Source organism: Frondihabitans sp. 4ASC-45 (assembly GCF_049472575.1).
Lineage (GTDB): Bacteria > Actinomycetota > Actinomycetes > Actinomycetales > Microbacteriaceae > Frondihabitans.
This window is the reverse complement of record NZ_JBCEBN010000008.1, coordinates 75,480-93,485: the sequence shown is the minus strand read 5'-3', so window position 1 is coordinate 93,485 and position 18,006 is coordinate 75,480. Positions and strand designations below refer to the sequence as shown.

Here is an 18,006-nt window from a genome sequence, read left to right as displayed (position 1 = left end):
CTGCTCGCAGAGATGCGAGGTAGGCCTATGGACGGTGGGGCGTCCTCTGACACTACGGCGTCAGCCCTCTCGACGACCGAGCGGGTCGATGGCGTGCTCGGCGATTTCTTCGCCGAGGGCAAGCGACGCGCCTCTCTCCTCGGAGCCCGGTACGTCGACCTCTGGAACGTGCTCGAGCGCAATTCGATCGGCGGCAAGCGGTTCCGGCCGCGCATGGTCGTGGCCGCCTACGAAGGTCTCGGCGGCAGAGACGAAGACGCCTGCGCTGCAGTAGGCGCCGCTTTTGAGCTGCTGCACACCGCGCTCATCGTCCACGACGACGTGATCGACCGCGATTTCTCGCGCCGCGGCATCCCCAACGTCTCCGGCAGCTACCGCGATACGGCAACAACCGCCGGTTTCTCGACTCCGGCCGCCGAGCACCGCGGCATGAGCGCCGGGGTCATCGCCGGCGACCTCGCTCTCACCGGAGCAAGCCGCCTCCTCCTCGCCGTCACGTGCGAGGCAGACGTTCGTGCAAGACTCCTCGACGTGCTCGACGACGCCATCTTCGCCAGCGCCGGCGGTGAGCTGCTCGATGTCGAGCTGAGCCTCGCCCCCGAGATGCCGACTGTCGCCGAAATCCTCGAGATGGAGCGCGCCAAGACCGCCGTCTATTCGTTCGAGGCCCCGCTCATGGCCGGGGCGATCCTCGCCGGGGCCGACGACGCCGTCGTCGACGCTCTCGAGGCGTTCGGTCGCGAGGTCGGCATCGCCTACCAGATCGTCGACGACCTCCTCGGGGTCTACGGGGTCGAAGAAGAAACCGGCAAGACCACCCTTGGCGACCTCCGCGAGGGCAAGCGCACCGTGCTGATCGCCCACGCGGCGACCACCGATGAGTGGTTCGCCATTCGCCCGTTCATCGGCAAGGCCGACCTCACCCGCGAGGAGGCCGAGCACGTGCGCGGTCGCCTCGACTCCTGCGGGTCGCGGGCACTGGCCGAGCGTCTCATCGACGAGCACGCCGGCCGCGCGCTCGCCGTGCTCGACAGCGAGGTCATCTCGAACGACCTCCGCGACGTCCTCCGCCCCATCGTCGACACCGTGCTCGAACGGACTCGATGACTCGCCTGGCCCTTTACGACCGCGTCGCCCACGAGGCGTCGGCCGATGTCATCCGCAGCTACTCGACGTCGTTCGGGCTGGCGTCGCGCCTGCTCGGTGCCGAGGTGCGCTCGCACGTCGAGAACATCTATGCGCTGGTGCGAGTGGCCGACGAGATCGTCGATGGCCCGGCGGCCGAGGCGGGTAATGATGCCGAGGCGTGCGCCCGGATCCTCGATGCCTTCGAAGCCGAGACCGAGCAGGCGATCCAACTCGGCTTCAGCGCCAACCTCGTCGTGCACGCATTCGCCGCGACCGCCCGCGAGACCGGCTTCGGCGCCGAGTTGACCGCGCCGTTCTTCACGTCGATGCGCAACGACCTCGAGCAGTCCGAGCACGATGCCGAGTCGTTCGACACCTACGTGTACGGGTCGGCCGAGGTGGTCGGCCTGATGTGCCTGCGGGCGTTCGTGCAGGGCCGGTCGTACGACAAAGTCACCAGCGAGCGGCTCGTTCGCGGCGCGCGGGCTCTCGGCGCCGCCTTTCAGAAGGTCAACTTCTTGCGCGACCTCTCCGACGACTTCGAGACCCTCGGCCGCAGCTACTTTCCGGGCGTCGACCCGACGTCGTTCACCGATGCCGAGCGCGACCGCCTTGTGGCTGACATCGACGACGACCTCCGGGTGTCGGGCGAGATCATCCCGCTGCTGCCGAATTCGTCGCGTCGCGCCGTGGCTCTCGCCCACGGTCTCTTCGCCGAGCTCAACCGACGCTTGGCAGTGACGCCGGCGTCTGAGCTGATGCACACGCGGATCCGGGTGCCGAACCCGGTCAAACTGCGGATCGCCGCTGCCTCGGCGGCGGGCCGCATCACGACGGTGGGAGCCCGATGAGTACCGAGTCCGGTCTGAGCTCGAAAAAGGGTCTGAGCTCGAAAAGCGGCCAGAGCCCCAAGAAGGGCCAGAGCGCCAAGAACGGCCAGCGCGTCGTCATCATCGGCGGCGGCATCTCGGGTCTGGCCTCGGCAGGGCTGCTCGCCCGCGACGGCTACGACGTCACGATCCTCGAGAAGTCCGACCAGGTCGGCGGCCGCGCCTCGTCGTGGCAGTCCGATGGATTCCGCTTCGACATGGGCCCGAGCTGGTACCTCATGCCCGAGGTGTTCGACCACTTCTTCCGCCTGATGGGCACGACCGCCGAGGCAGAACTCGACCTCCGCGCCCTCGACCCGGGCTACCGCGTCTACTTCGAGGGCGAGCGCGAGCCGATCGACATCCCGCTCGGCCTCGAGAAGAACGTCGACCTGTTCGACCGCATCGAGCCCGGCGCGGGCGCCCGCATGCGCGACTATCTCGCCTCCAGCCGCGACACGTACGACATTGCCAAGCGCCGCTTTCTCTACACGTCGTTCCGCACCCTGCTGCCGCTGCTGCGCCGGGATGTGCTGACGCGGCTGCCCAAGCTCGCGCGGCTGCTGCTGCAGAATCTCGACTCGTTCGTGGGTCGCACCGTCTCGGATCCTCGTCTTCGGCAGATCCTGGGCTACCCGGCCGTCTTCTTGGGCTCCTCGCCCTTCGAGACTCCGAGCATGTACCACCTCATGTCGACGCTGGATCTCGACGACGGCGTGCAGTACCCGATGGGCGGCATCAGTGCCGTCATCGGCAGCATCGAGCGGCTCGCCCACGACGCCGGCGTGACGATCGTCACCGAGGCGACAGCGACAAGGATCCGAACCAGCGGCGGCCTCCACCCCCGAGCCACCGGTGTCGAGTGGTCCGACGCGAGCGGCATGACGCACCTCCTCCGCGCCGACCTCGTGGTCTCCGCCGCCGATCTCCACCACACCGAGACGAAGCTCCTCCCCGCGAAGCTGCAGACGTACGGCGAGTCGTACTGGGCCGAGAAGAACCCCGGGCCGAGTGCCCTGCTGCTGTATCTGGGTGTCGAGGGCGAGATCCCTGAGCTCGAGCACCACACGCTGCTCTTCTCCCGCGACTGGCACGACAACTTCGGCCGCATCTTCGATGAGCCGAAGAGCATTCCCGAGCCGCCGTCGTTCTATGTCTGCAAGCCGTCGGTCGTCGACCCGGCCACCGCGCCGGAGGGGCAGACGAACCTCTTCGTGCTGGTGCCGCTGCCGGCGCAGCCCGAGCTCGGGCTGGGGTCGATGCCGGGTGCCGCTGGCTCTGAAGGCGCTGCCGATGGTGCTGCCGCAGGTGTTGGCAATTCAGGCCCGGGGCAGCTCGAGCGTCTCGGCGATGCCGTCATTCAGCAGATCGCGGAATGGGCGGGTGTCCTTGACCTGAATTCTCGAATTGTGCTCCGCCGCAGCCGCGGCCCGCAGGACTTCGTCGACGACTACAACTCGTGGTCGGGCAGCATGCTCGGGCCGGCGCACACGCTGGCGCAGAGCGCGATGTTCCGTGCCGGAAACCAGTCGAAGAGGGTCCGTGGCCTGCACTACGTCGGCGGATCTGTGCGCCCCGGAATCGGCCTCCCCATGTGCCTGATCAGTGCCGAGGTGCTGCTGAAGAACCTCCGGGGCGATACCAGCACCGAGCCTCTGCCCGAGCCTCACCTGCCCTGATGCCGGTTCTCTACCTCCTCGGCCTGCTCGTCGCCCTCACCGGGATGGTCGTGCTCGACCGACGGTTCACGCTGTTCTTCTGGCGAGACGCACGCCGTGCCGCCATCGTGCTCGTCGCCGGAATCGTCTTCTTCCTGGTCTGGGATCTCTTCGGAATCGGCCTCGGCGTCTTCTTCCGCGGCGAGACCAGCTTCATGACCGGCATTCAAATCGCCCGTGAGCTGCCGGTCGAGGAGCTCTTCTTCTTGACGCTGCTCTGCTACCTGACGATGAACCTGGCCGCCGGCGTGCCGCTGATCACCCGGGCGCTGCGTGCCCGGAGCGACGGGGCCCGAGCTGGCTCTCCCGCTCTCGAGGAGCGTCCGTGACCTACTGGGGCCTGAACGTTCCGTTCCTCGCCGTCACGGCCGTGGCCGGCATTGTCGCTCTCGTCGTGCGGCGTCGTCGTCGTGCTCCGCGAGCCAGCCTCGCCCACGCCGCTCTCGTCGCCGGAATCCTGCTCGTCATGACCGCGGTCTTCGACAACGTCATGATCGGCATCGGCCTCGTCGGGTACGACGAGGCCAAGATCAGCGGAGTCTTCGTCGGCATCGCCCCTCTCGAAGACTTCGCCTACGCGGTGGCGGCCCTGGTGCTGCTGCCGTCGCTGTGGGTGCTGCTCGAACGACGCCCGGCCCCGAATCAGAACGAGAGGCCCTCCCGGTGAAAACCCTTCGCGCGCTCTTTGCCGTCTCCCGACCGCTGAGCTGGATCAACACCGCGTTCCCGTTCGCCGCCGCGTACATCCTCGGATCGGCGGGCACTCCGGGGCTCGCCGCCGGTCGCGGCAACGACTGGACCATCGGCTTCGCCGACGGTGCGCTGAGCCCGGGTGACCTGCTCAAGGTCACCGACTTCGACTTCGCGAGGGTCGACTGGCTGATCGCGGTCGTCGGGATCCTCTATTTCTTGATCCCCTACAACCTCGCCATGTACGGCATCAACGACGTCTTCGACTACGAGAGCGACCTGCGCAACCCGCGCAAGGGCGGCGTCGAGGGGGCGATGCTCGACCGCAGCTTCCACAGTGCGATCCTGCGGGCCGTCGTGCTCACGAACGTGCCGTTCCTGGTGTTCCTGATCGCGGTCGGCAGCCCGTTGAGCTGGCTGGTGCTCGCGGTGAGCATCTTCGCGGTGATCGCCTATTCGCTGGGCGGCCTCCGCTTCAAAGAGCGGCCGTTCCTCGACTCGCTGACGTCGAGCACCCACTTCACCAGCCCGGCCGTCTACGGGCTGGTGCTCGCGGGCGCGACGTTCACCCCGCAGCTGTACGCCCTGCTCGGCGCGTTCTTCCTGTGGGGCATTGCGAGCCACGCGTTCGGGGCCGTGCAAGACGTCGTCGCCGACCGCGAGGGCGGCATCGCGTCGATCGCGACCGTGATCGGCGCGCGCGCGACCGTGCGGTTCTCGTTCGTCGCCTATGCACTCGGGGGTGTCTTGATGCTACTGACTCGCTGGCCCGGACCCCTCGCGGCGCTTCTCGTGGTGCCGTACCTCGTGACGGTGGCGCCCTGGTGGTCGGTGCCCGATGACCGCGCCGAGGAGGCGAACCGTGGCTGGCGCCGGTTCTTGGCGATCAACTTCGTCTGCGGGTTCGTCACGACGATGCTGTTGATCTGGTGGGTCGTGCTCGGCGGCTGAGGAAGATTGACTGACACTGATGGCGGATCTGGCCCCTCGCCCCTCGCACGTGGCACCGTAGGATCCTACGAACCGAACAACCCCAGAAGGAGAACCCCATGAAAGGCAAGATCCTGTTTGTCGCCGGCCTCGCCGCGGGCTACGTAGTGGGTGCCCGCGCGGGTCGCCAGTCGTACGAGAAGATCAAGAACCGCGCCGACCAGGTCTGGAACGACCCGAACGTTCAGCGTGGCGTGACCAAGGCCGAAGACTTCGTGGCCGAGAAGGCCCCGATCGTCGGCAAGAAGATCCAGGAGACGGCCTCCGATGCCGCTCACGCCGCCACCGAGAAGGTCAAGTCGGCCACCTCGAAGAACGACACCCCGTAAGGCCGCAGATGTCTGACTCCTCTGAGCGTCGTTCGCTCGGCAGCCTGTTTTCGTCGTTGCCCGATCTGATCTCGCGCCTCATCCGGGGCGAGATCCGTCTGGTGCGCGCCGAACTGACGGCGAAACTGAAAGCCGCAGGAGTCGGCATCGGCATCCTCGCCGCCGCGGCCCTCTTCGGGTTCCTCCTTCTGGAGGTCTTGATCGCCGCGGCGGTTCTCGCCACTGCCACCGTCTTCCCGGCCTGGCTCGCCGCACTTCTGATCGCGGCGGGGCTTCTGATCATCACCGCGATCCTCGCACTGGTGGGTATTCGCGCGCTCAAGCGTGGCGTGCCTCCCGTGCCGACCGAGACCGTCGCGAGCCTCAAGAGCGACGTGAATGCACTGAAGGGCACGAAATGACCCCCGCAGCGAAGGATCCCTCGGGGCCCGGCACCGAAGACGAGTCGCCGAAGACTGTTCCCGGCATCGCCGACGAGGTCGCCCGAACTCGTGACGAGTTCGCCGCGACCCTCGACGAGATCGAGGATCGCCTCAACCCGAAGGCCAACATCCGGCGGGCCAAGAGCAAGGTGACGAACGACCCCAAGGTGTTGGCGGTGGCTGCTGCCGGTGCTGCCGGTCTGGCCGCAGTCGTCACCGGCATCGCCAAGCTCGCCGCGCGCTCGCGCCGCTAACCGCCCCTTTTCTCGGAGATCACCGTGGCCCAGAGCTCTTCGTCCCTTCAGGACACCCCTCCCGTCGAGGACGACGCCAAACCCGACACCCTTCCCGAGATCACGAAGCGGACGTGGGTCTACACGTTCAAGAAGACGCTTCGCGAGTTCACCCGCGACCAGTGCACCGATCTGGCTGCGGCGCTGACGTACTTCGCCGTGCAGGCGCTGTTCCCCGCGCTGCTCGCGATCGTGTCGATCCTGGGTCTGTTTGGTCAGGGCAAAAGCACCACCGAGAAGGTCCTTGATCTCATCACGCAGCTCGGTGGGTCGAATGTCGTCGAGACCATTCGCGGGCCGGTTGAGGCGCTCGCGGATTCCGACGCAGCGGGCATCACCTTCGTCGTCGGTCTCGTCGGCGCCATCTGGTCGGCGTCGGGCTATGTCGGGGCGTTCGGGCGCGCGCTCAACCGCATCTACAGCCGCGACGAGGGCCGACCGATCTGGAAGCTCCGCCCGACCAACCTGCTCGTGACCATCGTGGCGGTCGTGCTGATCGTCGTCGCCGGGCTGATCCTCGTGCTCTCGGGCGACATCGCCCGCACGGTCGGAGACTTCATCGGACTCGGTGACGCGACCGTCACCGTGTGGCTCATCGTCAAGTGGCCGCTGCTCGCCGTCATCGTCGTGGTCGTCGTCGCCGTGCTCTACTACTTCGCCCCGAACGTCAAGCAGCCGAAGTTCCGGTGGATGAGCATGGGGGCGTTCCTCGCCATCTTCATCTGGGCGCTTGCCTCGGTCGGCTTCGCCTTCTATGTCGCGAATTTCTCGAGCTACAACAAGACATATGGCGCACTCGGTGGCGTGATCATCTTCTTGCTCTGGCTGTGGATCACCAACATCGCCCTTCTGCTGGGTGCTGAATTCGACGCCGAGGTGGAGCGAGGGCGCGAGCTGCAGGCGGGCATCAAGGCGGAGGAAGAAATCCAGTTGCCTCCGCGCGACACCCGTCAGATCGAGAAGATGGAAGAGAAGCGCGCCAAAGACGTCGAGGAGGCGGTCGAGGTGCGCGAGGCGGCGGAGGAGTGGCGCGACCAGGAGGAAGCGGCCCGCGACGACGAGGAGCGCAAGCCGAAAAACCCCGTCGACAATCCTGCCGACTTCGTCTGATCTCACGGAGCCTCCCCTCGAGCCTCGCCTGGTGAATCGAGCAACCCCAGTTCCATGGCGCGGGTCACCGCGCGGGTGCGGTCTCTCACGTCGAGCTTTTCGAAGATGTGCAGCAGATGCGTCTTGACGGTCGCCTCACTCACGAAGAGGGCATCGGCCGTCTTCCGGTTCGTGGAACCGTTGGCGACGAGTCGCAGCACCTGCCTCTCGCGGTCGGTTAACGTGACGCCCCGGGTGGCAGCCGCCCCGGCCCCGGCCCCGGCGCCGTCACCTGAGCCGCCTGTGCTGGCCGGCCCCCTGCCCTGCGCTACCCGGCGCACCAGCGACGCGGCGATCGACGGGGCCAGTGCGACTTCACCCCGGGCCACCGACCTCAGGCCGGCCAGGATCTCGGCCTCGGGTGCGGCCTTGAGCAGGTAGCCGCTCGCGCCCTGCTCGATGGCCGGCAGAATGGCCTCGTCGGTGTCGTAGGTGGTCAGCACGACGACGCGAATACCCGGATCAACCGCGAGGATCCGCCCGGTCGCCTCTCCGCCCTCCATGACGGGCATCCGGAGGTCCATCACCACGAGGTCGGGCCGCAACAGTAGGGCCTGATCGACCGCTTCGGCGCCATTAGCGGCCTCGTCGACCACCTCGAAGTCGTCGGCCGCTCTGAGGAGCGCCACGATGCCGCTCCGCACGATCGGGTGGTCGTCGGCGACGAGTACCCGGATCATGCGGTGACTCCTGCTCGGAGTGGAGTCGGGCGACCGGAGGCAGACGCCTCGCCGACGTCGGGGAGCGTGACGGACACGATGGTGCCGTCGCCGACGAGACTCTGTATCTCGACGTGCCCACCGACCAGGGAGACCCGCTCGCGCATGCCATTGAGCCCGAAACCGGCGAGGGGTTGAGTAGCGTCGAACCCCCGACCGTCGTCGCGGATCGTGAGGCTCACGTGCCCTGCCGTCTCTGTGAGGCGCATCTCGACAGCCGAGGCAGCGGAGTGCTTGCGCACATTCGCGAGTGCCTCCTGTGCGCATCGGAGGAGAACGACATCGGAGTCGCGGGGTGATCGGTGCTTGGCCTGCGCGGTGTCGGGCGGCGCGACGACGCCGACGGCGACACCGGTTTCCCGTTCGAAGCGAGCACCGAGTCGCTCGAGGGCAGCGGTGATTCCGGCGCCGAGATCGACGGGCGCTGTGGCGGCGACGAGCGAGCGCGTTTCAGCGAGCGCCTCGCGGGCGGTGTCTTCGAGAAGATGCAGGGTCTCGCTCAGCGGGCTCGACGGCCCCGAAGGCCCCGACGGCCGTGGGGCAGCGGCAGTGAGCTCTCTCTGCGCCCGCTGCCCGAGCATCACCAGACCGGTCAGGCTCTGGGCGATGGTGTCGTGAATGTCGCGCGCCCAGCGTTCTCGCTCGCTGGTGATGCCCGCCTGCCGCCCGAGCGCTTCGACCTGCGCCTCGGCCGCTCGGAGCTCGTCGACGAGGCGGGCGCGCTCCTCGCTGAGCTCGGCGATGCGGCTGATCCAGAGACCGAGGGCGAGGCTTCCCGCGAAGCTCAGCGCCTCGGTCAGAATCGACTGGACGGCCCCGTCGCTTTCCCGACGAAGCGACCACGTCATGGCCGCCCCGATCACGAGTGCGAGTACGGCGTTGCCGATAACGGCGTCGCGGATGCGCGGGAGCAGGATCCACATCAGCGGCATCGCTATGCACTGGATGATCGCCATCGATGCATCCGCTGAGACGGCGACCCCGGAGCACAGCACCAGGATGATGGCGAACCCTCGGCCCAGGCGTTCGTCGGAGAAGCCTCGTCGCCCGAGCGTGACGTAGGCGACGACCAGCAGTGCCACCGCGGCCAGGGCACGGATCTCGTCGCCGTGCCCCTGGATGAGGTTCGACAGGGCGATTGTCGTGAGCACTGCCATGGTCACCGCGAAGAGCGTGTGCCACCATCTGTTGCCGTTCATGCGCACAGCCTTCCACGGCTCGGAAGGAGCCCGCAGAGGTTCTCCACAGGGCTGGTGTGCCGACCGCTTCGGAGACCGCTGGTCATGAGCACCGCGTCACGAGTCTTTGCGGATCCAGCGGAACGTGACCAGAGCGGCGACGGCCCCGACGACCAGCCAGATGCCCAAGACCACGGCGACTCCGGTGAGGTTCCAGACATCGCCCTGCTCCTGGGTCTCGAACGTCGCCGGGAGGAAGACCGAGCGAGTGCCCTGAGTGATCCATTTCAGCGGAAACACCGACGCGAAGTTCTGAAGCCAGACCGGCAGCATCGAGAACTGCAGGTAGACGCCGCTGATGAACTGGAGCACGAGCACGATCGGCATGATGACGGCGGTCGCGCTCTTGCCCGACCGCGGCACCCTCGACAGCGCGATGCCCAGCACGGCGGACGTGATCATGCCGAGAGCGTAGACCCAGACGAAGGTGGCCCATTTCGCCGGGTCGGTCGGAAGCTCGACCCCGAAGGCGAAGTGCGCGATGGCGATCAGCAGGACGATCTGCAAGATCGATGTCGCGAAGACCTGGCCGAGCTTGCCGATGAAGTAGGAGACGACTGGCAGGGGTGTTCCGGCCAGCCGCTTGAGCGTGCCGTCTCCGCGCTCGACCGCGATGTCGACGGCCAAGTTCTGCACGCCCGAGAGCAGGATGCCGGCCGCGATCATTCCGGGCAGGTAGAAGGCCGCGGGCGCGATTCCGCCGGAGCCATCGGGCAGCGTGCCGATGTTGCCGGCCGAGCTGAAGGCGACCGAGAAGATGGTCAGCATGATGATCGGAAAGAGGAACGTGAAGAGGATCGTGTCGCCCTGCCGAAAGTAGACGCGGGTCTCGTAGCGGGCGCGTGCGACGCCCAGGGCCAGGGCGTTCATGCGTGCGCTCCGACCGTCTCGAGCGCGGCCGCCGCGGGGGAGTGCGCGGCCACGAGCTCGAGGTAGATGTCTTCGAGGCTGGGGCGCACGACTTCGAGGTCGCGGAGCTGGTCGCCGAGGGTGGCGTGGAGTCGAGAGACGAGAGCCCCCGGCGTCGTGGAGCGCTCTTCGTGGAGGCCGGAGGAGTCTCGCCAGCGGACCACCGGGATCCTTGCCGCCTGCCCTCCGATCTCGTCGATGCGGCCGATGTCGATGAGCCGCCCGCCGGCGATCACCCCGGCGCGGTCGCCGAGTTGGGCGGCCTCGTCGAGATAGTGGGTGGTCAGCAGAATCGTGGTGCCCTCGCGCTTGAGCGAGCGGATCAGCTCCCAGAACTCGTGGCGGGCCTCGGGGTCGAAGCCTGTCGTCGGCTCGTCGAGAAAGAGAAGTTCGGGGCGACCGATGACCCCCAGGGCGACGTCGACGCGTCGGCGCTGCCCTCCTGAGAGGGCCTTGATGCGGGTGCCCGCTTTCTCGGTGAGGCCGACGGCGCTGATCGTCTCGTCGACGCCGCGCGGGTTCGGGTAGAGGCGCGCGAAGTGCGCGACCTGCTCGCGAACGGTCACGTTGCCGCTCTCTCCGCTCGACTGCAGCACCATGCCGAGACGCGCGCGCCAGTCGCGGCCCGCGTGCGCTGGGTCTTCACCCAAGACGGTCACCGAGCCGCCCGTGCGCCCTCGATACCCCTCCAGGATCTCGATGGTCGTGCTCTTGCCGGCCCCGTTCGGGCCGAGCAGAGCGAATGTCTCGCCTCGGCGGATCTCGAAGCTGACGCCGTCGACGGCAGCGAAGGATCCGTACGTCTTGCGGAGGTCACGCACGATCACGTGGTCTTGGGTGGTGGGGGTCATGCCCCTAGCCTCTCGCCGCTCGCGCGCTGGCACCACAGTGGATCGGCTACACCTCCATCAACCGATCGGTTGATGCCCGTCGCCGCGTGGGGCGCTGCCGAGGAGCCCGACGCTTAGAAGGCGAATCCGAGTTCGCTCGGGTAGTCGCCCCGAGCCGTCAGCGTCGTGGCTGCGTCGCGGAGGTGCGACAGCGTGAGGCCCATCACGGTCGGGCCGAAGCTGACACGCGCGACGCCGAGCTCGGCGAGACGCGCGAGCGGCACCTGGGAGGGGTTCGCGATGACCGACACCTTGCCGTGGATGGCAGCGAGGGCGCGCTCGACGGTCTCCTCGGTCGAGAGCCCGAGCACGAAGGCCACGTCGGCCCCGGCGTCGAGGTAGGCGTTGGCGCGGTTCATCGCGTCGTCCCAGAGCGACGGATCGCCGGCGAGGGCGTCGACGCGCGCGTTGATGACGATCGGCACGCCGGCACGGTCACCGGCCGCTCGCGCCGCCGCGATCTTGGAGACCTGGGTGTCGATGTCGTAGAGCTCGGCCTTGCTGCGGCCGATCGAGTCTTCCAGGTTGAGGCCGGCGGCGCCGGCCTCGATCAGCCGCCAGACGTTGTCGCGAGTGCCGGCGGCGTCTGAGGCATAAGCCTTCTCGAAGTCGACCGACACCGGCAGATCAACCGATCGGATGATCAACCGCGCGGCAGCGAGAGCCTCGTCGACGTCGAGCCCCTCGCCGTCTTCGACCCCGTGCGCCTCGCTGATGGAGTGGCTCGCCGTGGCGAGTGCTTTGACGCCGTCGGCACCCGCGACGATGCGGGCGGTGATGCTGTCCCACACGTTGGTCACGATGAGCGGGTCGCCGGGGATGTGGAGGGAGCGGAGGAGCTCGGCCTTCTCGGCCGTGGACTGGATCGACATGGCACCAGCCAACCAGTCCTGGCCCGGAGGCGCCAGCGCCAGCTCGATGCGCCTCCCGTCGCCGGGCCTCCCCTGCCGGCCCCTCTGCAACGCCGCCCTCCTGCAAAGCCGCCCCCCTTCTGCAAATTGGAAGGAGATTTCGGCACCGCACCCCGTCGGATCCTTGATTCTGCGTGCGCCCCGGCCGTTTTCTCCTTCGAATTTGCACGCCCACCGCCGCAAACCCCCGCCGAGCCGACGAATTACACTGGGAGCACGGCCTTTGGCCCAGCGATCACGGGGGAGTGCAATGCAGAAGGTCCCCACCGTCTACGACGTAGCCGATCACGCCGGGGTGTCGATCGCCACGGTCTCGCGCGTCCTTCGTCGGCCCGACGCCGTCCGGCCCGAGACGCGAGCGCGAGTGCTGTCGTCCGTGCGCGACCTCGGCTACGTGCCGAGCGGTTCAGCGCGGGGCCTGGCCGGACGCCGCACCGGAGTCCTGGGCCTCTTCCTCCCGGGCCACGACGGCCTCGACGAGACCGCGCAGCCCGCCCCCACCGGAGACGGAGCCGGGGCAGATGCCGCCGCCGCGGACGCAGCTACCGCAGCTAACGGTGACGCAACCTACGCAGCTGCCAGCGGCCCCGCGGCAACGCCCCTCATTGACGATCGCGACGACCGCGCGGCCCCGGCCCCGTCCGGCCTCTACTTCGACGAGGTTCTGCGTGGAGCCGAGATCGAGGCGTGGCGCCACGGGTTCGCTCTCATGGTGGCCGCCGGTCGCGGTTCCAGTCGCGAGGTGATGGTGAACGACATCGCGGGCCGCGTCGATGGGCTGGCAGTGCTGTCGCAGACGGTTCCGGCCGATCTCGTCGCGCACGTGGCACGTCGGATCCCTGTCGTCTTAGTCGCCGACTCGCGCCCGGGCGACGACATCGATCACGTCGGTGTCGACAACCTCGGGGGCATGCGTGCTCTGGCGCGGCACGTCATCGCGTCGCACTCCGTCCGTTCTCTCGTCTACGTCTCCGGCCCCGCCGATTCACCCGACGAGGCCGATCGCCGAGCGGGTCTGGACGAGGGCCTCCGTGAGGGCGCTTTCGCGGGTGATCTTCGCGTCGTCCCCGGCACGTTCGGTCGCGACCGGGGCCGCGAGGTGGCTACGGAGCTCCTGGTCGGCGGTCGCCTTCCTGACGCCGTGATGTGCGCCAACGATCAGACGGCGCTGGGCGTCCTCGACGTGTTCGCGGCCGAGGGCATCGACGTGCCGGGTCGCGTGCTGGTCACCGGCTTCGACGGAATCGAGGCGGGCCGGTTCTCTAGGCCCCGCCTCACGACGGTCCGACAGCCCATGGCCGAGCTCGGGCGCGCCGCCGTGCGAGCCATCGTCGACCGGCTGGCCGCCCCCGAGCGGGATCCTCAGCGCGTCACGCTTCCCGTCGAGGTGCTCCTGCGCGAGAGTTGCCCGCCGGCCCCCTAGCTCGCCGCGCCCGATGCAAATTCGAAGGAGATCTGCGCACCGCACCCCGTCGGATCCTTGATTTTGTGCTCGCCCGCGACAATTTTTCCTTCAAATTTGCAACCACCCCGGCAAACGGCCTGCAACAGCCCCCGGCACCGCCCCGCGACCGCCCCGCGACCGCCCCGCAAACAGCCCGGCGCAAACCCCTAGAAGTCGGTCATCCCGTGCACCGGCCGGTCCGCCGCGAACAGTCGCGTCGCGAGCCCCAGAGCGCCCGCGGTGTGCTCGACCACGAGCCCCGCTTCGGCCAGCACCGTCACGGCCACGCCGCCGAGGTACAGCGTCGCGAGCGTCGCGGCGTCGAGCTCGAGGTCGGCCGGTTCGCTCTCGCCGACGCGCACCGCATGCCCGGCGCCGTCGGAGGCCTCGAGCCGGAATGTCCCGTCGGCGTGCCCGAGCTTGTCGTGCACCTTCAGGGTGAGCGTTCCGTCGATCGGGTAGGGGCGGGCTGAGAGGGCGGCGGGAGCGTCGAGGATCCGCAACCACACGTGATCGTGCTCGCTCTCGGTCTCGAGAGAGCGGCTCGATGCCAGCGCGTGCAGCAGCGGTCCTTCGACGGGCGCCTTGCGCCAGCGGACGAGGTCGACGAGGTCGACGGATCCGAGGAAGTCCCAGAGGGCGAGGAACGCGGCCGAGTCGGCGGCGACGAGGTCGGCGATCGTGAGCACCGACTTGCCGGCCTCCTCTTTCACCGAATAGACGACGTAGCCGTCGGGTTCTCCACCTGCAGCGGGCACGTGGATCGCAGCGCGGGCGTGTTCGTCGGGCTTGCCGGTGCCGTAGTCGAGCCCGTTGTAGAGGTTGGCGTACTGCCCCTGCCGGTCGACCGAGCCGGGCGTCGTCTCGTGGAAGCGCGCGAAGACCCGGGGCCCGACGGCCGCGATGGCGCTGGCGGGGGCGAGCTCGACGCGTCCGGTCGGCTGCGAGAGCAGGGCGAACGGCGTCTCACGGTGGAGCACGACCGTGCGCTTGCGGGTAGCGGGCCCGAAGCCGAAGCGGCGGTAGATGGTCGATTCGCTGGCGGTCAGTGCCGCGAGTGCGTGGCCGGCGGCCGCTGCCGCTGCCAGGCGCTCGGTCATCAGGTGACGGAGCATGCCGCGACGCCGGTGGGTGGGCCTGACCGTGACGTCCGAGATCAGGTAGGTGTCGACGAGGCGGCCGCCGCCCACGTTGACGGTCTTCGTGTAGCCGGTGTAGGTCGCAACAGGCCAGGTCTCGTCGAGGGTGCCGGGCAGCGGGTGCCTGTTGTAGACGCCGGTGAAGGCGCGGCCGTCGTCGATCGCGCCGATCGCCGACTCACGGATGTTGTCCGCGCTCGAGTTCTCGTGGAATCCGATGCGAGTCGCACCGAGCCAGCCCGCTGTGGCGGCGTCGGGCACGCCGTCGTCGAGGGCTGGGGTGAAGGTGCGGACGGTGTAGTCATCGTCGAAGGAGGCCATCGTTCCAGCGTAGTCACCCGAATTCGAAGGAAAAACGCCCAGCCCCGAACGAGAAATCAAGGATCCGCCGCCCCCACCTCCCCGGATCTCCTTCAAATTCGGCAGGCGGCCCTTGCGTGCAGTGAATGTATGCGCTTACACTCGGGCACAGTTGAACCGACGGAGATGTCGAAGACGACCGCACAGAAAGCACGTGGCAAAGATGCACACGAATACCCCGAAACGCCGGCGCCGCCTCACGGCGGTCATCGCCGCACTCGCGACCTCGGCCCTCGTCCTCACCGGCTGCAGCATCGACATCAAGAGCGCGCCCGACCCGAGCCTCGGCGCCGACACCCTCTTGATCGCGGCCGACACGGGCAGCCCGTCGATGCAGCGGGTCTTCAACCCGTACCTGCCCAACACGCGCATCGGCAGCTGGAACATGTTCGAGCCGCTCGCGATCCTCAACGACCTCACAGGCGAAGACGTGCCGTGGCTCGCGTCGAAGACGACTATCCCCGATGCGCAGACCGTCGTCTTCACGATTCGCGAGGGTGTCAAGTGGTCTGACGGCCAGGCCTTCACGCCCGCCGACGTCGCATTCACCTTCGACCTCCTGAAGAAGAACCCGAGCCTCGACCTCAAGGGCGCGTGGCAGTACATGAAGAGCGTCGAGGTGAAGGGCGACGACGTCGTGGTGCACCTCAACGGCGACGATGTGCCGGCCGCGCAGGTCATCGAGCAGACGCAGATCGTGCCCGAGCACATCTGGTCGAAGGTGAAAGACCCGACGACCTTCACCAACCCCGACCCGGTCGGCACCGGCCCGTACACCCTCGGCAACTTCACGCCGCAGGAGTACGCGATGGACAAGAACAAGCTCTATTGGCAGGCCGACAAGGTCGAGGCCGAGCACCTCGTCTACCCGGCGAGCAACACGCAGCTCGACGTGGTGACGAAGGGCTACGACTGGGGCTTCTCGTTCATCACCGACGTCAAGGGCACGTGGGAGAAGGCGAACCCCTCGAACACCTACTGGTTCCCGCCGGGAGGCACGATCAGCCTGTTCCCGAACCTCACCGAGAAGCCGTTCGACGACGTGAACTTCCGCAAGGGTCTCAGCTACGCCCTCGACCGCAAGGCCGTCGGCGACGCAGCCGCCGAGGGCTACATGGAGCAGGCCGGCCAGACCGGCATGCTGCTTCCCAACCAGGACGCCCTGCTCAACCCCGCGATCCCCGACAAGGGCCTCATCACTCAGAACGACAAGACTGCGGCGAGCTACTTCGCCAAAGCCGGCTACACGACCAAGAACGGCAAACTCGTAGGATCCGACGGAAAGCCGCTCACCATCACGATCACGACGGCCAACGGGTATACCGACTGGCTCCGTGCCGTGCAGTCGATCACCAAGCAATGGGCCGCGGTCGGCATCACCGTCAAAGTCGCTCAGCCCCAACCGGCGGCGTATCAACTCGCCCTCCGCAACGGCGACTTCCAGCTCGCCATGGGCTCGGTCGGAGGCACCGGATCGGTGTACCAAGACTTCGCCAACAACCTGTCGAGCGAGTTCTACGCGCCGATCGGCAAGCAGGCGTCGGGCAACTTCGGCCGCTACAAGAGCTCGGAGGTCGACGCTCTTCTGACCCGGTTCAAGTCGACCACCGACGAGCAGGAGCAGAAAGAGCTGGGGTACCAGCTGCAGCAGATCTACTATGACGAGCTGCCCTCGATCGGGCTGTACTACGGCGGATCCTGGGGTCTCTTCTCCACCCAGAAGTTCACCGGCTGGCCCAGCGCGGAAGACCCGTACACCAGCCCGAAGACATACGTGTCGACGGCGCTGTCGATCCTCACCCACCTGAAGAAGTCGGAGGCGACCAAGTGAAGTACGCACTCCGCAAGGTCGGCCTGCTGATCCTCACCCTGTGGGCGGCCATCACACTGAACTTCTTCCTGCCGCGGCTCATGCCGGGCTCCCCGACCGATGCCGCGATCGCCAAGCTGTCGCAGAACGGCCCGGTCACGGCGGCGACGCGCAAGGCGATCGAGATCCAGCTCGGTGTGCCCGACGGCAACGTCCTCGAGCAGTACCTCCAGTACCTCAAGCAGGTCGTGACGCTGCAGTTCGGCATCAGCTACACCTTCTATCCGCAGCCGGTCGCCGAGCTCGTCAGCCAGGCGCTGCCGTACACGCTGATCCTGGTCGGTCTCGTGACCATCGTCGCCTTCGTCTGCGGCACCCTCCTCGGAGTGCTGGCGGCGTGGAAGCGCGGCACCTGGCTCGACGCCCTGCCGACTCTCGGCGGCTCGTTCGCCAGCGCGTTCCCGTACTTCTGGACTGCCCTGCTGCTCCTCTTCTTCCTCGGCTACGTCTTCAAGATCTTCCCGACGTCGGGCGCCTACGGGGTGACGAACACCCCGGGCCTCAACGCGGCGTTCCTGGGCTCGGCCGCCGTCCACGCGGTGCTTCCCGCGGTGACGATCCTGATCACGTCGCTGGGCGGCTGGATCCTGGGCATGCGCAACACGATGATCTCGACCCTCGGCGACGACTACGTGACCTTCGCCGAGGCCAACGGCCTGAAGCCCCGCACGGTGGCGCTCCGCTACGCCGCCCGCAACGCAATCCTGCCGAACCTCACCAGCTTCGGGCTCGCCCTCGGTGGCGTCGTCGGCGGCTCCGTGCTGGTCGAGACCGTCTTCGGCTATCCCGGCATCGGCTACCTGCTGCTCAAGGCCGTGACCAACCAGGACTACCCGCTCATGCAGGCCCTGTTCCTGATGATCACGGTGAGCGTGCTGCTCGCCAACTTCCTCGTCGACATCCTGTACGGCGTCCTCGACCCGCGAACCAGAAAGTAG

The 18,006-nt window shown here is 67.7% G+C and carries 19 protein-coding genes; 13 read left to right on the top strand and 6 right to left on the bottom strand.

Annotated features, from left to right (window positions below; genetic code table 11):
• Positions 1-12: 12 nt before the first annotated feature.
• The 10 genes from VH571_RS13040 (at position 13) to VH571_RS12995 (ending at position 7,549) form a co-directional block, all read left to right on the top strand.
• The gene (locus VH571_RS13040; RefSeq protein WP_423264944.1) at positions 13-1,107 is read left to right on the top strand and encodes a polyprenyl synthetase family protein; all 1,095 of its coding nucleotides are present in this window, start codon (positions 13-15) and stop codon (positions 1,105-1,107) included.
• Positions 1,104-1,979, top strand: coding sequence for a phytoene/squalene synthase family protein (locus VH571_RS13035; RefSeq protein WP_423264943.1), 876 nt, complete (start codon positions 1,104-1,106; stop codon positions 1,977-1,979). Before VH571_RS13040 ends, VH571_RS13035 begins: the two co-directional genes overlap by 4 nt.
• A complete protein-coding gene (crtI, locus tag VH571_RS13030; protein ID WP_423264942.1) occupies positions 1,976-3,676 on the top strand; it encodes a phytoene desaturase family protein in 1,701 nt (566 codons plus the stop codon). Before VH571_RS13035 ends, crtI begins: the two co-directional genes overlap by 4 nt.
• A complete protein-coding gene (locus tag VH571_RS13025) occupies positions 3,676-4,044 on the top strand; it encodes a lycopene cyclase domain-containing protein (RefSeq protein WP_423264941.1) in 369 nt (122 codons plus the stop codon). Before crtI ends, VH571_RS13025 begins: the two co-directional genes overlap by 1 nt.
• Complete coding sequence (locus tag VH571_RS13020; RefSeq protein ID WP_423264940.1) at positions 4,041-4,382, top strand: lycopene cyclase domain-containing protein; 342 nt, start codon at positions 4,041-4,043, stop codon at positions 4,380-4,382. Before VH571_RS13025 ends, VH571_RS13020 begins: the two co-directional genes overlap by 4 nt.
• A complete protein-coding gene (locus VH571_RS13015) occupies positions 4,379-5,356 on the top strand; it encodes a prenyltransferase (RefSeq protein WP_423264939.1) in 978 nt (325 codons plus the stop codon). Before VH571_RS13020 ends, VH571_RS13015 begins: the two co-directional genes overlap by 4 nt.
• Before the next feature lie 98 nt (positions 5,357-5,454).
• Positions 5,455-5,724, top strand: a complete 270-nt coding sequence (locus tag VH571_RS13010) for a hypothetical protein (protein ID WP_084816065.1) — start codon at positions 5,455-5,457, stop codon at positions 5,722-5,724.
• An 8-nt stretch (positions 5,725-5,732) separates the two neighbouring features.
• Positions 5,733-6,125: a phage holin family protein gene (locus VH571_RS13005; protein WP_055961238.1), complete on the top strand. Its 393-nt coding sequence runs from the start codon at positions 5,733-5,735 to the stop codon at positions 6,123-6,125.
• Positions 6,122-6,400, top strand: a complete 279-nt coding sequence (locus tag VH571_RS13000) for a DUF3618 domain-containing protein (protein WP_055961236.1) — start codon at positions 6,122-6,124, stop codon at positions 6,398-6,400. Before VH571_RS13005 ends, VH571_RS13000 begins: the two co-directional genes overlap by 4 nt.
• 24 nt (positions 6,401-6,424) lie before the next feature.
• On the top strand, positions 6,425-7,549 hold the full coding sequence (locus VH571_RS12995) for a YhjD/YihY/BrkB family envelope integrity protein (RefSeq protein WP_423264938.1): 1,125 nt from the start codon (positions 6,425-6,427) through the stop codon (positions 7,547-7,549).
• Positions 7,550-7,551: 2 nt separating this feature from the next.
• Here VH571_RS12995 and VH571_RS12990 read toward each other — a convergent pair whose 3' ends face one another.
• The 5 genes from VH571_RS12990 to VH571_RS12970 all read right to left on the bottom strand — a co-directional run bounded on the left by VH571_RS12990 (position 7,552) and on the right by VH571_RS12970 (position 12,216).
• Complete coding sequence (locus VH571_RS12990) at positions 7,552-8,268, bottom strand: response regulator (RefSeq protein WP_423264937.1); 717 nt, start codon at positions 8,266-8,268, stop codon at positions 7,552-7,554.
• Positions 8,265-9,506: a sensor histidine kinase gene (locus tag VH571_RS12985; RefSeq protein ID WP_423264936.1), complete on the bottom strand. Its 1,242-nt coding sequence runs from the start codon at positions 9,504-9,506 to the stop codon at positions 8,265-8,267. The genes VH571_RS12990 and VH571_RS12985 overlap by 4 nt, the downstream gene beginning before the upstream one ends.
• Before the next feature lie 96 nt (positions 9,507-9,602).
• On the bottom strand, positions 9,603-10,415 hold the full coding sequence (locus tag VH571_RS12980; protein WP_423264935.1) for an ABC transporter permease: 813 nt from the start codon (positions 10,413-10,415) through the stop codon (positions 9,603-9,605).
• Positions 10,412-11,305, bottom strand: a complete 894-nt coding sequence (locus VH571_RS12975) for an ABC transporter ATP-binding protein (protein ID WP_123940712.1) — start codon at positions 11,303-11,305, stop codon at positions 10,412-10,414. Before VH571_RS12975 ends, VH571_RS12980 begins: the two co-directional genes overlap by 4 nt.
• A gap of 113 nt (positions 11,306-11,418) precedes the next feature.
• Complete coding sequence (locus tag VH571_RS12970; RefSeq protein WP_423264934.1) at positions 11,419-12,216, bottom strand: isocitrate lyase/PEP mutase family protein; 798 nt, start codon at positions 12,214-12,216, stop codon at positions 11,419-11,421.
• Positions 12,217-12,505: 289 nt separating this feature from the next.
• Between VH571_RS12970 and VH571_RS12965 the strand changes: the two genes are divergently transcribed.
• A complete protein-coding gene (locus tag VH571_RS12965) occupies positions 12,506-13,678 on the top strand; it encodes a LacI family DNA-binding transcriptional regulator (protein WP_423264933.1) in 1,173 nt (390 codons plus the stop codon).
• A 188-nt stretch (positions 13,679-13,866) separates the two neighbouring features.
• On the opposite strand, the gene VH571_RS12960 is transcribed toward VH571_RS12965, so the two are convergent.
• Positions 13,867-15,159, bottom strand: coding sequence for a GNAT family N-acetyltransferase (locus tag VH571_RS12960; protein ID WP_423264932.1), 1,293 nt, complete (start codon positions 15,157-15,159; stop codon positions 13,867-13,869).
• A 202-nt stretch (positions 15,160-15,361) separates the two neighbouring features.
• Between VH571_RS12960 and VH571_RS12955 the strand changes: the two genes are divergently transcribed.
• Positions 15,362-17,029: an ABC transporter substrate-binding protein gene (locus VH571_RS12955; protein WP_423264931.1), complete on the top strand. Its 1,668-nt coding sequence runs from the start codon at positions 15,362-15,364 to the stop codon at positions 17,027-17,029.
• On the top strand, positions 17,026-18,006 hold the full coding sequence (locus VH571_RS12950) for an ABC transporter permease (RefSeq protein WP_055961211.1): 981 nt from the start codon (positions 17,026-17,028) through the stop codon (positions 18,004-18,006). The genes VH571_RS12955 and VH571_RS12950 overlap by 4 nt, the downstream gene beginning before the upstream one ends.

Excerpts from the sequence above, each read along its gene's own strand:
- VH571_RS13000 (WP_055961236.1), top strand. The coding sequence starts at position 6,122 with ATGACCCCCGCAGCGAAGGATCCCTCGGGGCCCGGCACCGAAGACGAG.
- VH571_RS12985 (WP_423264936.1), bottom strand. The coding sequence starts at position 9,506 with ATGAACGGCAACAGATGGTGGCACACGCTCTTCGCGGTGACCATGGCA.
- VH571_RS13040 (WP_423264944.1), top strand. The coding sequence starts at position 13 with ATGCGAGGTAGGCCTATGGACGGTGGGGCGTCCTCTGACACTACGGCG.
- VH571_RS12975 (WP_123940712.1), bottom strand. The coding sequence starts at position 11,305 with ATGACCCCCACCACCCAAGACCACGTGATCGTGCGTGACCTCCGCAAG.
- crtI (WP_423264942.1), top strand. The coding sequence starts at position 1,976 with ATGAGTACCGAGTCCGGTCTGAGCTCGAAAAAGGGTCTGAGCTCGAAA.
- VH571_RS12980 (WP_423264935.1), bottom strand. The coding sequence starts at position 10,415 with ATGAACGCCCTGGCCCTGGGCGTCGCACGCGCCCGCTACGAGACCCGC.
- VH571_RS13005 (WP_055961238.1), top strand. The coding sequence starts at position 5,733 with ATGTCTGACTCCTCTGAGCGTCGTTCGCTCGGCAGCCTGTTTTCGTCG.
- VH571_RS12990 (WP_423264937.1), bottom strand. The coding sequence starts at position 8,268 with ATGATCCGGGTACTCGTCGCCGACGACCACCCGATCGTGCGGAGCGGC.
- VH571_RS12955 (WP_423264931.1), top strand. The coding sequence starts at position 15,362 with ATGCACACGAATACCCCGAAACGCCGGCGCCGCCTCACGGCGGTCATC.
- VH571_RS13025 (WP_423264941.1), top strand. The coding sequence starts at position 3,676 with ATGCCGGTTCTCTACCTCCTCGGCCTGCTCGTCGCCCTCACCGGGATG.
- VH571_RS12960 (WP_423264932.1), bottom strand. The coding sequence starts at position 15,159 with ATGGCCTCCTTCGACGATGACTACACCGTCCGCACCTTCACCCCAGCC.
- VH571_RS13035 (WP_423264943.1), top strand. The coding sequence starts at position 1,104 with ATGACTCGCCTGGCCCTTTACGACCGCGTCGCCCACGAGGCGTCGGCC.
- VH571_RS12970 (WP_423264934.1), bottom strand. The coding sequence starts at position 12,216 with ATGTCGATCCAGTCCACGGCCGAGAAGGCCGAGCTCCTCCGCTCCCTC.
- VH571_RS12965 (WP_423264933.1), top strand. The coding sequence starts at position 12,506 with ATGCAGAAGGTCCCCACCGTCTACGACGTAGCCGATCACGCCGGGGTG.
- VH571_RS13010 (WP_084816065.1), top strand. The coding sequence starts at position 5,455 with ATGAAAGGCAAGATCCTGTTTGTCGCCGGCCTCGCCGCGGGCTACGTA.